26 protein-coding genes are annotated in these 13,601 nt (G+C 51.8%); all 26 read right to left on the bottom strand.

The window, feature by feature from the left end; all coding sequences use genetic code 11:
- Window positions 1-11 precede the first annotated feature (11 nt).
- Window positions 12-401 carry a 30S ribosomal protein S11 gene (rpsK, locus tag NX720_RS13415; RefSeq protein ID WP_034877924.1) on the bottom strand — a complete coding sequence of 130 codons (390 nt, stop codon included), beginning with the start codon at window positions 399-401 and terminating at the stop codon, window positions 12-14.
- A 52-nt stretch (window positions 402-453) separates the two neighbouring features.
- A complete protein-coding gene (gene rpsM / locus NX720_RS13410) occupies window positions 454-810 on the bottom strand; it encodes a 30S ribosomal protein S13 (protein ID WP_262595317.1) in 357 nt (118 codons plus the stop codon).
- Window positions 811-1,220: 410 nt separating this feature from the next.
- Window positions 1,221-1,334 (bottom strand): 50S ribosomal protein L36, encoded by a 114-nt coding sequence (gene rpmJ, locus NX720_RS13405; RefSeq protein ID WP_082212274.1) that lies wholly within the window; start codon window positions 1,332-1,334, stop codon window positions 1,221-1,223.
- Between the two features lie 47 nt (window positions 1,335-1,381).
- A complete protein-coding gene (secY, locus tag NX720_RS13400; protein ID WP_262595316.1) occupies window positions 1,382-2,707 on the bottom strand; it encodes a preprotein translocase subunit SecY in 1,326 nt (441 codons plus the stop codon).
- On the bottom strand, window positions 2,708-3,142 hold the full coding sequence (rplO, locus tag NX720_RS13395; RefSeq protein ID WP_262595315.1) for a 50S ribosomal protein L15: 435 nt from the start codon (window positions 3,140-3,142) through the stop codon (window positions 2,708-2,710).
- Between the two features lies 1 nt (window position 3,143).
- Window positions 3,144-3,329, bottom strand: a complete 186-nt coding sequence (rpmD, locus tag NX720_RS13390; protein ID WP_404830991.1) for a 50S ribosomal protein L30 — start codon at window positions 3,327-3,329, stop codon at window positions 3,144-3,146.
- Between the two features lie 3 nt (window positions 3,330-3,332).
- On the bottom strand, window positions 3,333-3,848 hold the full coding sequence (rpsE, locus tag NX720_RS13385) for a 30S ribosomal protein S5 (protein ID WP_262595314.1): 516 nt from the start codon (window positions 3,846-3,848) through the stop codon (window positions 3,333-3,335).
- An 11-nt stretch (window positions 3,849-3,859) separates the two neighbouring features.
- The gene (rplR, locus tag NX720_RS13380; protein ID WP_262595313.1) at window positions 3,860-4,210 is read right to left on the bottom strand and encodes a 50S ribosomal protein L18; all 351 of its coding nucleotides are present in this window, start codon (window positions 4,208-4,210) and stop codon (window positions 3,860-3,862) included.
- A 14-nt stretch (window positions 4,211-4,224) separates the two neighbouring features.
- Entirely contained in the window at window positions 4,225-4,758 is a 534-nt protein-coding gene (rplF, locus tag NX720_RS13375; protein WP_262565550.1) for a 50S ribosomal protein L6, read from the bottom strand.
- A gap of 12 nt (window positions 4,759-4,770) precedes the next feature.
- Window positions 4,771-5,163, bottom strand: a complete 393-nt coding sequence (gene rpsH, locus NX720_RS13370; protein WP_034877916.1) for a 30S ribosomal protein S8 — start codon at window positions 5,161-5,163, stop codon at window positions 4,771-4,773.
- Between the two features lie 29 nt (window positions 5,164-5,192).
- On the bottom strand, window positions 5,193-5,498 hold the full coding sequence (rpsN, locus tag NX720_RS13365) for a 30S ribosomal protein S14 (RefSeq protein ID WP_034877915.1): 306 nt from the start codon (window positions 5,496-5,498) through the stop codon (window positions 5,193-5,195).
- Window positions 5,499-5,513: 15 nt separating this feature from the next.
- Complete coding sequence (gene rplE / locus NX720_RS13360; RefSeq protein WP_034877914.1) at window positions 5,514-6,053, bottom strand: 50S ribosomal protein L5; 540 nt, start codon at window positions 6,051-6,053, stop codon at window positions 5,514-5,516.
- Window positions 6,054-6,066: 13 nt separating this feature from the next.
- Complete coding sequence (gene rplX / locus NX720_RS13355; protein ID WP_262565549.1) at window positions 6,067-6,384, bottom strand: 50S ribosomal protein L24; 318 nt, start codon at window positions 6,382-6,384, stop codon at window positions 6,067-6,069.
- An 11-nt stretch (window positions 6,385-6,395) separates the two neighbouring features.
- On the bottom strand, window positions 6,396-6,764 hold the full coding sequence (gene rplN / locus NX720_RS13350; protein WP_034877912.1) for a 50S ribosomal protein L14: 369 nt from the start codon (window positions 6,762-6,764) through the stop codon (window positions 6,396-6,398).
- Between the two features lie 158 nt (window positions 6,765-6,922).
- Window positions 6,923-7,186 (bottom strand): 30S ribosomal protein S17, encoded by a 264-nt coding sequence (gene rpsQ / locus NX720_RS13345; RefSeq protein WP_262595312.1) that lies wholly within the window; start codon window positions 7,184-7,186, stop codon window positions 6,923-6,925.
- Window positions 7,187-7,188: 2 nt separating this feature from the next.
- Entirely contained in the window at window positions 7,189-7,380 is a 192-nt protein-coding gene (rpmC, locus tag NX720_RS13340; protein WP_262565548.1) for a 50S ribosomal protein L29, read from the bottom strand.
- Complete coding sequence (gene rplP / locus NX720_RS13335) at window positions 7,380-7,793, bottom strand: 50S ribosomal protein L16 (protein WP_034877909.1); 414 nt, start codon at window positions 7,791-7,793, stop codon at window positions 7,380-7,382. Before rplP ends, rpmC begins: the two co-directional genes overlap by 1 nt.
- Before the next feature lie 11 nt (window positions 7,794-7,804).
- Window positions 7,805-8,503, bottom strand: coding sequence for a 30S ribosomal protein S3 (gene rpsC / locus NX720_RS13330; protein ID WP_034877908.1), 699 nt, complete (start codon window positions 8,501-8,503; stop codon window positions 7,805-7,807).
- An 11-nt stretch (window positions 8,504-8,514) separates the two neighbouring features.
- Window positions 8,515-8,850: a 50S ribosomal protein L22 gene (gene rplV, locus NX720_RS13325; RefSeq protein ID WP_034877907.1), complete on the bottom strand. Its 336-nt coding sequence runs from the start codon at window positions 8,848-8,850 to the stop codon at window positions 8,515-8,517.
- Between the two features lie 10 nt (window positions 8,851-8,860).
- Window positions 8,861-9,139 carry a 30S ribosomal protein S19 gene (rpsS, locus tag NX720_RS13320; protein WP_034877906.1) on the bottom strand — a complete coding sequence of 93 codons (279 nt, stop codon included), beginning with the start codon at window positions 9,137-9,139 and terminating at the stop codon, window positions 8,861-8,863.
- Window positions 9,140-9,160: 21 nt separating this feature from the next.
- Complete coding sequence (rplB, locus tag NX720_RS13315; RefSeq protein ID WP_034877905.1) at window positions 9,161-9,988, bottom strand: 50S ribosomal protein L2; 828 nt, start codon at window positions 9,986-9,988, stop codon at window positions 9,161-9,163.
- 11 nt (window positions 9,989-9,999) lie between these two features.
- Complete coding sequence (gene rplW / locus NX720_RS13310; RefSeq protein WP_034877904.1) at window positions 10,000-10,296, bottom strand: 50S ribosomal protein L23; 297 nt, start codon at window positions 10,294-10,296, stop codon at window positions 10,000-10,002.
- The gene (gene rplD / locus NX720_RS13305; protein ID WP_262601574.1) at window positions 10,293-10,895 is read right to left on the bottom strand and encodes a 50S ribosomal protein L4; all 603 of its coding nucleotides are present in this window, start codon (window positions 10,893-10,895) and stop codon (window positions 10,293-10,295) included. The genes rplW and rplD overlap by 4 nt, the downstream gene beginning before the upstream one ends.
- A gap of 11 nt (window positions 10,896-10,906) precedes the next feature.
- A complete protein-coding gene (gene rplC / locus NX720_RS13300; RefSeq protein ID WP_262595311.1) occupies window positions 10,907-11,545 on the bottom strand; it encodes a 50S ribosomal protein L3 in 639 nt (212 codons plus the stop codon).
- Window positions 11,546-11,646: 101 nt separating this feature from the next.
- The gene (gene rpsJ, locus NX720_RS13295; protein WP_034841731.1) at window positions 11,647-11,961 is read right to left on the bottom strand and encodes a 30S ribosomal protein S10; all 315 of its coding nucleotides are present in this window, start codon (window positions 11,959-11,961) and stop codon (window positions 11,647-11,649) included.
- Window positions 11,962-12,362: 401 nt separating this feature from the next.
- The gene (gene tuf, locus NX720_RS13290; RefSeq protein WP_262595310.1) at window positions 12,363-13,586 is read right to left on the bottom strand and encodes an elongation factor Tu; all 1,224 of its coding nucleotides are present in this window, start codon (window positions 13,584-13,586) and stop codon (window positions 12,363-12,365) included.
- Window positions 13,587-13,601: the final 15 nt, after the last annotated feature.

Below are 13,601 nucleotides of genomic sequence, written 5' to 3'. Positions count from 1 at the left end.
TCGTCTCCTGCTTATACTCGACGCTTCTTAGGCGGGCGGCAACCGTTATGTGGGATCGGGGTAACATCAGTGATGTTAGTGATCTTGTAGCCACATGCATTCAGAGCGCGTACAGCGGATTCGCGGCCAGGACCAGGTCCTTTCACGCATACATCCAGATTCTTCAGACCGTATTCAGCGGCCGCGCGACCAGCACGTTCAGCAGCAACCTGTGCAGCGAACGGTGTGCTCTTACGGGAACCACGGAAGCCGGAGCCACCGGAAGTTGCCCATGCCAACGCATTACCCTGGCGGTCGGTAATTGTCACGATAGTGTTGTTAAAAGAAGCGTGAATATGGGCAATCCCATCTACGACTGTCTTTTTAACCTTTTTACGTGAGCGAGTACCTGGCTTTGCCATATCAGAATAAATCCTGTGTCATAAGAACGGACTTAACCAGTTCTAAAAATACTTACTTACGAATTGGCTTGCGCGGGCCCTTACGGGTGCGAGCATTCGTCTTGGAGCGCTGACCACGAACTGGCAGACTGCGACGGTGGCGGATACCACGGTAGCAACCCAGATCCATCAGGCGCTTAATGTTCATGCTGATTTCACGACGCAGGTCACCTTCGGTGTCCAGCTTGGCAACTTCACCACGCAGGGATTCCAGTTGCTCTTCGCTCAGGTCAGCGATCTTGGCATCTGGCTTAACGCCAGTAGCTTCACACAGCTGTTTAGCTGTTGGCTTACCAATGCCGAATATGTAGGTCAACGAGATAACAGCGTGTTTGTTATCCGGGATGTTGACGCCAGCAATACGGGCCATTCAATCGTCTCCGTTTGTTTTTTCCGTGAGTGCATAGTTTGCGATTTGCTAACTATCTTTTGAGTTCACGGCTGTTTTCGCCTTGTAGATAAGCTGGCTCAAAAGCCAGTGCGAATATCTACTCGCTATCCAAAGGCGGACAACGTAAATCAGCCTGTTCAGAATATGAATCAGCTGATTGTGCCAGCCATTTCATGACTGACAGGTCGAAAGGCGGAGATTCTAATCTCCCCTTCGATAAAACACAACCGCTCATGTCAAACATGAGCGGTTGGTTTTGCCTGAAGATGCTTTTTATCAGCAACTTCATAAGCCACTTTTCGAACAGTTTGTCTGAGCAACTACTTGTTCGGGAAGCAAGAGCCAAAGACTTCTTATTATGCAAAACTCCGCAGAGCTTTGCACGACAATTAACCTTGACGCTGCTTGTGACGTGGCTCAACGCAGATCACACGTACAGCGCCTTTGCGCTTGATGATCTTGCAGTTACGGCAGATTTTTTTTACCGACGCACGTACTTTCATTATTCACTCCACCATCGTTGCAGAACCGGGGCAGTGCAGAACCCGACTTAGCGGGTCAGGCCACCACCACCGTAGCCCTTAAGATTGGATTTTTTCAGCAGTGATTCGTACTGGTGCGACATCAGGTGAGACTGCACCTGAGCCATGGTATCCATGACAACCACAACGACGATCAGCAAGCTGGTACCACCAAGGTAGAAAGGTACGTTAGCCCAAACTACCAGGAACTGAGGTAACAGGCACACTGCTGTCATGTAGATGGCACCGAACATCGTCAGACGAGTCAGAACGCCATCAATATATCGTGCAGACTGCTCACCTGGGCGAATGCCCGGGATGAATGCACCAGACTTCTTCAGGTTGTCTGCCACGTCTTTCGGATTGAAGACCAGGGCAGTGTAGAAGAAGCAGAAGAAGACAATGCCTGCCGAGAACAGAATGATATTCAGCGGCTGACCCGGGCCCAACGCCATAGCGATGTCCTGAAGCCAACCCATGCCTTCGCCCTGACCGAACCACTGCGCAATAGACGCAGGGAACAGCAGCAGGCTGGAAGCGAATATCGCCGGGATAACACCCGCCATATTCACTTTCAGAGGCAAATGGCTGCTCTGTGCCGCAAACACTTTACGACCTTGCTGACGCTTGGCGTAATTGACAGTAATACGACGTTGACCGCGTTCCATGAACACGACAAAGGCGATAACTGCGATTGCAAGAAACGCAACTGTGAGCAATGCCAGAATGTTGATATCACCCTGACGGGCGGACTCGAAAGAACGCCCGATTGCAGTCGGCAGACCGGCGACAATACCAGCGAAAATCAGTATCGATATGCCATTGCCAATCCCTCTTTCGGTAACCTGCTCACCGAGCCACATCATAAATACGGCTCCGGTTACGAAGGTGACGACAGCCACCAGATAGAAACCGAAATCAGGATTGAAGGCGACGCCCTGGTTGGCCAGACCTACGGTCATACCCATACCCTGGACGAACGCCAGACACACCGTCAGGTAGCGTGTATATTGGCTGATCTTTCGTCGTCCGGCCTCGCCTTCCTTTTTCAGTTGTTCGAGCTGCGGACTGACCACAGTCATCAACTGAATGATGATGGACGCCGAAATGTAAGGCATGATACCCAGTGCCAGTACCGACATGCGTTCCAGCGCACCGCCGGAGAACATGTTGAACAGGCCCAGGATTGTACCTTCATTTTGCTGAAACATTCTGGCCAGGGCATCAGGGTTGATGCCCGGAACTGGAATGTGCGCACCGATCCGATAAACCAGGATCGCCAAAAATACGAACTTTAAACGAGACCAGAGCTCGTTTAACCCGCTTTGATTCCCAACAGGTAGTGTCTTAGCCATTTAGTCCTCGATCTTACCACCAGCAGCTTCGATCGCGGCGCGAGCGCCTTTAGTAGCTGCCAACCCTTTCAGGGTTACGGCTTTATTCAGTTCGCCGGACAGTACCACTTTAGCTCGCAGGATGCTACCGCCGATCAGGTTCGCAGCTTTCAGAGCAGCCAGGTCGATCACTTCGGATTCAACCTTAGCCAGTTCGTGCAAACGAATTTCTGCACAGAAGCGAGCTGTACGAGAGGTAAAGCCGTACTTAGGCAGACGACGCTGCAATGGCTGCTGACCGCCTTCGAAACCAGGCTTCACAGAGCCGCCGGAGCGAGACTTCTGACCTTTGTGACCGCGGCCACCGGTCTTACCCAGACCGGAACCGATACCACGACCAACGCGCTGGCGCTCTTTACGAGAACCTTCAGCTGGACTCAGAGTATTCAGACGCATGTTATTCTCCTTCGACCTTAACGAGGTAAGATACCTTGTTGATCATGCCGCGCACGGAAGGAGTGTCTTCCACTTCAACGGTGTGGTTGATGCGACGCAGACCCAGGCCACGGACGCAAGCCTTGTGGCTTTCGAGGCGACCGTTGGTGCTCTTAATGAGCTTTACAGTGATCATCTTCTTAGCCATGACTTAGTTCCCCAGAATTTCTTCTACGGACAGGCCACGCTTAGCTGCCACACCTTCAGGAGAACGCATGTCACGCAGACCTTTGAAGGTCGCGTATACAACGTTAACCGGGTTGGTGGAACCGTAGCACTTAGCCAGTACGTTGTGTACGCCAGCGACTTCCAGAACGGCACGCATAGCACCACCGGCAATTACACCAGTACCCTGGGAAGCAGGCTGCATGTAAACCTTGGAAGCACCGTGACGGGCTTTCACAGGGTACTGCAGAGTGTCACCGTTCAGGTCAACCTGAATCATGTTGCGGCGAGCAGATTCCATAGCTTTCTGGATCGCTACCGGCACTTCACGCGCCTTACCACGACCAAAACCTACTTTACCTTTACCATCGCCTACCACGGTCAGAGCTGTGAAGCCGAAGATACGACCACCTTTCACCACTTTGGCTACTCGGTTAACCTGTACCAGCTTCTCAATCAGACCTTCGTCGTTTTGCGGTTGTTTACGCTCATCTTTTGCCATGATGCCTACCCTCAGAATTCCAGACCGGCTTCACGGGCAGCGTCAGCAAGCGCCTTCACACGACCGTGATATTTGTAACCGGAGCGGTCAAAAGCAACCTTGGTAACGCCAGCGGCTTTAGCACGTTCTGCAACCAGAGCGCCTACTTTCTTAGCAGCTTCAACATTACTGGTGGCTTCAGCACGCAGCTCCTTCTCGACAGTGGAGGCCGCAGCCAACACTTTGTCACCCTCAGGGGCAATCACCTGTGCATACATGTGCTGAGAAGAACGGTGAACGGTCAGGCGGTTAACACCCAGTTCACGCATTTTCATACGAGCACGGCGAGCACGACGCAGGCGAGCAGAGTTCTTATCCATCATGATGTCACCCTACCTTACTTTTTCTTGGCTTCTTTACGACGAACGTGTTCGTCGGCGTAGCGGACACCCTTGCCTTTGTATGGCTCAGGACGACGGAATTCGCGGATTTCCGCAGCAACCTGTCCAACCAGCTGCTTGTCGATACCTTTGATAACGACTTCAGTCTGGCTTGGAGTTTCCGCAGTCACACCCTCAGGCATGGTGTAGTCCACTGGATGAGAGAAACCAAGAGACAGGTTCAGGGTTTTACCCTTAGTCTGTGCACGGTAACCAACACCAACCAGCTGCAGCTTCTTCTCGAAGCCAGCAGTAACGCCGGTTACCATGTTGTTCACCAGCGCACGAGTGGTACCTGCCAGGGCACGGGAGTGCTTGGCACCATCACGTGGAGCGAAAGTCAGGACTTTGTCTTCCTGGCTTACGACAACATTCGCGTGGATGTTCAGATCCAGCTGGCCTTTAGATCCCTTGATAGAGATGTTCTGGCCATTCAGCTTAACTTCAACACCGGCAGGGATTTCTACTGGGCTTTTAGCTACTCGAGACATATCAACCCTCCCTTAGAATACGGTGCAAAGGATTTCGCCACCAACACCGGCTGCACGGGCAGCGCGATCGGTCATTACACCTTTGTTGGTAGAAACGATAGCGATACCCAGGCCGCCATTGACCTTAGGCAGCTCTTCTTTACCGGTGTAAGAACGCAGACCCGGACGGCTTACGCGCTTCAGGTTTTCAATAACCGGCTTACCTTCGTAGTATTTCAGGTCGATAACCAGAGATTTCTGGATCTCGCCTTCTACACGAAAGTCAGTAATGTAACCTTCCTCTTTCAAGACTTTGGCTACTGCAGCCTTAACCTTGGAAGAAGGAATTTCAACAGAAGCATGTTCTGCCATCTGGGCATTACGGATACGAGTTAGCATATCTGCTAACGGGTCCTGCATACTCATTATCTATCTCTCCAGAAGATGAAACGCGCTTACCAGCTGGCCTTAACCAGACCTGGAACATCACCACGCATCGCTGCTTCACGCAGCTTGATGCGGCTCAGACCGAACTTGCGCAGGTAGCCGTGTGGACGACCTGTCACACGACAACGGTTACGCAGACGGGAGGAGCTGGCGTCACGTGGTTGCTTTTGCATCGCAACCAGTGCGTCCCAGCGCTCGTCGTCGGAGCTGTTTGGGTGGTTGATGATCGCCTTCAGAGCGGCGCGCTTCTCAGCATACTTGGCAACGGTGCGCTGACGCTTCAACTCCCGCTGCTTCATGGATACTTTAGCCATAAGCTCGTACCTTTATCAGTTACGGAATGGGAAGTTGAAAGCACGCAGCAGAGCACGGCCTTCGTCATCACTCTTGGCGGTAGTGGTCATGGTAATGTCCAGACCGCGCAGAGTGTCGATTTTATCGTAGTCAACTTCCGGGAAGATGATCTGTTCTTTAACGCCCATGCTGTAGTTGCCACGACCGTCAAAGGACTTCGGGCTTACACCACGGAAGTCGCGAACACGTGGCAGAGCGATGTCTACCAGACGTTCCAGGAATTCGTACATACGTTCGTCACGCAGTGTCACTTTGACACCGATTGGCCAGCCTTCGCGAACCTTGAAGCCAGCAACAGATTTGCGAGCTTTGGTTACTACTGCTTTTTGACCAGCAATCTTTTCCATATCGGAAACAGCGTGCTCGATGACTTTCTTGTCACCGATCGCTTCACCCACACCCATGTTCAGGGTGATTTTGGTGATGCGCGGTACTTCGTGAATGTTGGCCAGGCCCAGCTCTTCTTTGAGCTTGGCGCGGATTTCTTCACGGTACTTAGTCTTAAAATTTGCCATTCTATACCACCCCTTACGCGTCAACCGGCTTGCCAGTGGACTTGAACACGCGCTGCTTTTTGCCATCTTCAGAGATAGCGAAGCCAACACGATCAGCCTTGTCGGTTTCTGTGTTCAGGATCGCAACATTGGAAGCCTGAATAGCAGCTTCCTTTTCTACGATTCCACCCGGGGTGCCCAACATTGGGTTAGGCTTCTGATGTTTCTTCATCATATTGATGCCAGAAACAATCAGTTTACCGTCAGCACGAACGGTCAGCACTTTACCGCGCTTACCTTTGTCCTTGCCAGCGATTACGATGACTTCGTCATCACGACGGATCTTTTTCATTTCCTGCTCCCTTACAGTACTTCTGGCGCCAGAGAAATGATCTTCATGAACTGCTCACCGCGCAATTCACGAGTCACCGGGCCAAAGATACGGGTACCGATTGGCTGGTTGCTTGCGTTCAACAGAACGGCAGCGTTGCCATCGAAGCGAATCAGGGAACCGTCTGGACGACGTACACCTTTTTTGGTACGTACCACAACAGCGTTCATCACCTGGCCTTTCTTGACCTTACCGCGAGGAATAGCTTCCTTAACGGATACTTTGATGATGTCGCCAATGTGGGCGTAGCGGCGATGGGAACCACCCAACACCTTAATACACTGTACTCGACGAGCGCCGGAGTTATCGGCTACTTCGAGTTGAGATTCTGTCTGGATCATGCTTATTCTCCAAGCCCAAACTGCAGACTGGTACTCGCTAATCTGCGTAATGACTGACCGGCCACACAACACTGGTTGGTTAGTGCAACCGGCCATCCTGAAGCCATCTGGCGTGACAGCTAGAGGCTAACGTTACTCAGAGTCTGAGAACCCTGGCCTTATATTTGAGTAGCACGCTCATCAATGGAAACGAGTTCAAATGTCTTGGACTTAGACAAAGGACGTGTTTCCTTGATGGTCACGATGTCGCCCATACGACATTCGTTGTTTTCATCGTGCGCGTGCAACTTGGTGGACCGCTTTACGATTTTACCGTACAGCGGATGTTTAACACGGCGTTCAATGAGGACAGTGACGGTCTTGTCCATCTTGTCGCTCACAACCTTGCCGGTCAGAGTACGGACTTTCTTGACTTCAGCCATCTTTAGATACCTGCCTTCTCATTCAGCACCGTCTTAATACGGGCAATGTCGCGCTGGTTTTGCTTCATCAGGTGAGTCTGATTCAGCTGGCCAGTCGCTTTCTGCATGCGGAAGTTAAATTGATCCCGCAGCAGGCTGATCAGCTCTTCATTGAGCTGCTCAACGGTTTTTTCACGCAATTCAGCTGCTTTCATCACATCACGCTCCGCTTAACGAAGGTGGTCTCAACAGGCAGCTTGGCAGCAGCCAGAGCAAATGCCTCACGAGCCAGTTCTTCGGATACACCTTCCATCTCGTACAGGACTCGACCCGGCTGGATCTGTGCTACCCAGTACTCGACACTACCCTTACCTTTACCCATACGAACCTCAAGAGGTTTCTTGGAGATAGGCTTGTCAGGGAAGACGCGAATCCAGATCTTACCACCACGCTTGATGTGACGAGTCATGGCACGACGAGCTGCTTCAATCTGGCGAGCAGTTATACGTCCACGACCAGTGGCCTTCAATGCGTATTCACCGAAGCTAACTTTGGAGCCGCGGTGTGCCAGGCCGCGATTGCGACCCTTTTGCTGCTTACGAAACTTCGTACGCTTTGGCTGTAACATTACCGCGCTCCTTACTTCTTAGGTTGTCTCTTCTTAGGACGCTTCGCTGGCTCCTTAGCCTGCTGTTCAACAGCCGCCATTCCGCCAATCACTTCGCCTTTGAAGATCCAAACTTTAACACCCAGAATACCGTAGGTAGTCTTGGCTTCGTAGGTAGCGTAGTCGATATCTGCACGCAGGGTGTGCAGAGGTACGCGACCTTCACGGTACCATTCGGAACGGGCAATTTCTGCACCGCCCAGACGGCCACCGATCTGAACCTTGATACCTTTCGCGCCCAGACGCATAGCGTTCTGAACGGAGCGCTTCATAGCGCGACGGAACATTACGCGACGCTCCAGCTGGCCAGCGATAGACTGAGCAACCAGCATAGCATCGAGTTCTGGCTTACGAACTTCTTCGATGTTGATGTGGACAGGTACGCCCATCATCTTGGTAACTGCCTGACGCAGCTTCTCAACATCTTCACCTTTCTTACCGATCACGATGCCTGGACGGGCAGTGTGAATGGTAACCCGAGCACTCTGCGCTGGACGCTGAATGTCGATACGGCTTACAGAAGCGTTCTTCAGCTTCTTCTGCAGGAATTCACGAACTTCCAGATCAGAGATCAGCTTGTCAGCATACTCTTGACCTTCAGCAAACCACACAGATCTGTGAGGTTTTACGATGCCCAGTCGAATCCCGTTAGGATGTACTTTTTGACCCATCTGATCGCTCCTTAGACCTCTGCAACCTTAACCGTGATATGGCAAGACCGCTTGAGAATGCGATCAGCGCGGCCTTTGGCACGCGGACGAATACGCTTCATAGTCATCGCTTCATCTACATAGATGGTGGAGACTTTCAGCTCATCAATGTCCATGCCTTCGTTGTGTTCGGCGTTTGCAATAGCAGACTCCAGAACCTTCTTAACCAGCTCAGCAGCCTTTTTCGGGCTGAAAGCCAGCAGGTCCAGGGCTTCGCTTACTGCTTTACCGCGAACCTGGTCAGCAACCAGACGCGCTTTCTGGGCAGAAATGCGAGCGCCTTTATGGATAGCAGCTACTTCTTTCATTTCTTACCTCTTAGCGCTTCTTGGCTTTTTTGTCCGCTGCGTGACCGCGATAGGTGCGGGTAGCAGAGAACTCACCCAGCTTATGGCCGACCATGTCTTCGGTAACGAAAACAGGAACGTGCTGACGACCGTTGTGAACAGCGATTGTCAGACCTACCATAGTAGGGATAATCATAGAGCGGCGAGACCAGGTCTTGATCGGACGCTTGTTGCCGCTTTCAGCCGCATCTTCGACTTTCTTCAGCAGGTGAAGGTCGATAAATGGGCCTTTTTTCAATGAACGTGGCACTGTCGAATCCTCTCTCTAGGCTTACTTAGCGCTGCGACGACGTACGATCATTTTGTCCGTACGCTTGTTGGAACGAGTCTTACGACCCTTAGTCGGAACACCCCATGGAGTCACTGGGTGACGACCACCGGAAGTACGACCTTCACCACCACCATGCGGGTGATCTACCGGGTTCATGGCAACACCACGAACGGTCGGACGAACACCGCGCCAGCGCTTGGCACCAGCTTTACCCAGAGAGCGCAGGTTGTGCTCACTGTTGGAGACTTCGCCCAGAGTGGCGCGACAGTCAGCCAGAACTTTACGCATTTCACCGGAACGCAGACGCAGGGTTACGTAGGCACCGTCACGGGCTACCAGCTGGGCAGAAGCACCAGCGCTGCGAATCATCTGCGCGCCTTTACCTGGTTTCAGCTCTACACAATGTACGATGGAACCCTGAGGGATATTGCGCAGCGGCAATGTGTTACCCGCTTTAATAGGCGCATCGACACCGGAGTACAGCTCGTCACCAGCTTTCACACCTTTAGGTGCGATCACGTAACGACGCTCACCGTCCATGTATTTCAACAGGGCGATGTGTGCGGTACGGTTTGGATCGTATTCCAGACGCTCAACAACAGCTGGGATGCCGTCCTTGTTGCGCTTGAAGTCTACGATACGGTAATGCTGCTTGTGACCACCACCACGATGACGGGTTGTGATACGACCAGCGTTGTTACGACCACCGGACTTGCTCTTCTTCTCTACCAAAGGCGCGTGCGGGCGACCTTTGTGCAGGTCAGGGTTTACGACCTTGACGACGAAGCGGCGACCCGGAGAAGTCGGCTTGCATTTAACTACGGCCATCCTTTAACTCCTTATTCCGCGTCCGCAAAGTCGATTTCCTGACCTTGCTCCAGGCTAACGTAAGCTTTTTTCCAGTCTGAGCGCTGGCCCATACCGAAACGTGTACGCTTAGTTTTGCCTTTAACAACGGCAGTGCGAACAGAATTGACGCTTACTTCAAACAGCTGCTCAACAGCTTTTTTGATTTCAAGCTTGGTGGCGTCCTTAGCTACCTTGAAGACGTACTGGCCGTGTTCTTCAGCAACTACGGTCGCCTTCTCGGAAATGTGCGGACCAAGCAGAACTTTGTAGATACGTTCCTGGTTCATCCCAGCATCTCCTCGAACTTCTTGATGGCTGCCACAGTCATTACAACTTTTTCGTGGGCAATCAGGCTTACTGGATCAATGCCTTGCACGTCGCGGGTATCCACGTGAGGGATGTTGCGAGTAGCCAGGTACAGATTCTGGTCAACTTCTTCAGAAACGATCAGACCTTTTTCAACATTGAGTTCTTTCAGCTTTGCGACCATCTGTTTGGTCTTAGGAGTTTCGGCGTTGAAGGATTCAACAACAACCAGACGCTCCTGACGAACCAGCTCAGACAAGATTGCACGCAGAGCACCGCGGTACATTTTCTTGTTCAGCTTTTGAGCGTGATCCTGTGGTTTAGCAGCAAATGCCTTGCCGCCCCCGCGCCAGATTGGGCTACGGATAGTACCGGCACGTGCACGACCAGTACCTTTTTGACGCCATGGTTTGCGTCCACCGCCGCTTACTTCGCTGCGGGTTTTCTGAGCACGGGTACCCTGACGAGCGCCAGCCATGAAAGCAACTACCGCCTGGTGAACCAGAGCTTCGTTGAATTCAGTGCCGAAAGTCACGTCAGAAACTTCTACCGTACCAGCACCTGTTACATTCAGTTCCATCATCAATCCCCTCAGGCGCTCGCTTTAACAGCCGGCTTAACGATAACGTCAGCGCCGGTCGCACCTGGTACCGCACCTTTGATGAGCAGCAGGTTACGTTCAGCGTCAACACGAACGATTTCCAGAGACTGTACAGTCACTTGCTCAGCACCCATGTGACCAGCCATCTTCTTACCTTTGAAGACGCGACCCGGGGTCTGACACTGACCAATGGAACCAGGAGCACGGTGAGACAGAGAGTTACCGTGAGTAGCGTCCTGCATGTGGAAGTTCCAACGCTTAACGCCGCCCTGGAAGCCCTTACCTTTGGACTGACCAGTAACGTCTACTTTCTGACCCTGTTCGAACAGGTCTACACCGATCAGCTGACCCAGCTCAAAGCTAGCGCCTTCTTCGGTGCGAAATTCCCACAAGCCACGACCAGCCTCAACTTTTGCTTTAGCAAAGTGGCCAGCTTCCGGCTTGATGACACGGCTGCTTTTCTTAGCACCGGTGGTCACCTGAATTGCGTTGTAACCGTCGGTATCCAGAGTTTTAACCTGGGTAACACGGTTAGGATCAACTTCAACTACAGTGACTGGTACAGAAGCACCGTCTTCTGTGAAGATACGGGTCATACCGCACTTCTTGCCGACTAATCCAATAGTCATTTCAACCTCTCTCGTGTACGGGGCTTTCACCCACTATGGCCGCCCATTGCAGAGCGTTACACAAAAGCTTGTGCACACTGGAATGGCGCCCTAAGCCGCAATTAACCGAGACTGATCTGCACTTCAACGCCGGCTGCCAGGTCCAGCTTCATCAGTGCGTCAACGGTTTTTTCGGTGGGCTCGATAATATCGAGAAGGCGTTTATGAGTACGGATTTCATACTGGTCACGCGCATCTTTGTTTACGTGAGGAGAAATCAGTACGGTAAAACGCTCTTTTCGTGTTGGCAGAGGAATTGGACCACGCACCTGAGCACCAGTACGCTTCGCAGTATCAACGATTTCCTGCGTAGACTGGTCGATCAGACGATGGTCAAAAGCCTTCAGGCGAATGCGAATTTGCTGAGCTTGACTCATCTTGTTCTAACCATATCAATAAAGAACTAGGCCCGGCGATCATTGTCGCCCGGACAAAAAGGACGCAGCATTGTACTAAGCACATAACTACGAGTCAACACAAGGGCTGACCCATCATTAAAAGAACAGCCTGATCATCTGCGCATTCAAATTCCGGAATTATAATAACGGCAGAAAAGAATAAACAAGATACGGACAAGTGCCTGAATTAGACGGAGTTTTACTTCCTTCTTTTTTTGTTATCTACGCCTGAACGTAAACAACCCATTCACGCCTTCTTCAAAAAAGGCAAACTGACAACCACCGAACCCGGAAATAAAAAAACCCCGGGCTTTGCTTAAAAACAATGCCCGGGGTTTTTATAGGGTGAGTTCAGATCACGAACAATTAGCGCTTGCTAATTAGTCCAGGATCTTAGCTACAACACCAGCACCTACAGTACGACCGCCTTCACGGATAGCGAAACGCAGGTTGTTTTCCATTGCAACTGGAGTGATCAGCTCAGCAATGAAGTTGATGTTGTCGCCTGGCATTACCATCTCAACGCCTTCTGGCAGTTCGATGTTACCGGTCACGTCAGTAGTACGGAAGTAGAACTGTGGACGGTAGCCTTTGAAGAATGGAGTGTGACGACCACCTTCATCTTTGGACAGGATGTACACTTCAGCTTCGAACTTAGCGTGCGGAGTTACAGAACCTGGCTTAACCAGACACTGACCACGTTCGATTTCTTCACGCTTGGTACCACGCAGCAGACAGCCAACGTTCTCACCTGCACGACCTTCGTCCAGCAGCTTACGGAACATTTCAACGCCAGTTACGGTAGTCTTGGAGGTTTCCTTGATACCGATAACTTCTACTTCTTCACCAACAGTGATGACACCACGCTCAACACGACCAGTTACTACAGTACCACGACCAGCGATGGAGAATACGTCCTCGATTGGCAGCAGGAATGGCTGATCGATAGCACGCTCTGGCTCTGGGATGTAGGAATCCAGAGTTTCTACCAGCTTCTTAACAGCAGTAGTACCCAGTTCGTTTTCGTCTTCGCCGTTCAGGGCCATCAGAGCGGAACCAGCGATGATTGGAGTGTCGTCGCCCGGGAATTCGTAAGTGTCCAGCAGCTCACGGATTTCCATTTCAACCAGTTCCAGCATCTCAGCGTATTCTTCAGAGTCAACGCCGCCGCAGTCTTCAGCCAGCAGGTCAGCTTTGTTCAGGAATACAACGATGTTAGGTACACCAACCTGACGGGACAGCAGGATGTGCTCGCGAGTCTGAGGCATAGGGCCGTCAGTCGCACCACATACCAGGATAGCGCCGTCCATCTGAGCGGCACCGGTGATCATGTTTTTAACATAGTCAGCGTGTCCCGGGCAGTCTACGTGCGCGTAGTGACGTTCGTTAGAATCGTACTCTACGTGAGCAGTAGAGATGGTGATACCACGCTCACGCTCTTCAGGAGCGTTATCGATCTGATCGAACGCTTTCATCTCACCGCCGAAAACTTCAGCACAAACGCGAGTCAGCGCAGCAGTCAGAGTGGTTTTACCGTGGTCAACGTGACCGATGGTGCCGACGTTTACGTGCGGCTTCGTACGTTCAAATTTTTCCTTAGCCATTTCTCTTAACCTTTG

It is taken from the genome of Endozoicomonas euniceicola (genome assembly GCF_025562755.1).
Lineage (GTDB): Bacteria > Pseudomonadota > Gammaproteobacteria > Pseudomonadales > Endozoicomonadaceae > Endozoicomonas_A > Endozoicomonas_A euniceicola.
The sequence above is the reverse complement of the archived record's forward strand: the minus strand, read 5'-3'. Positions and strand labels throughout refer to the sequence as shown.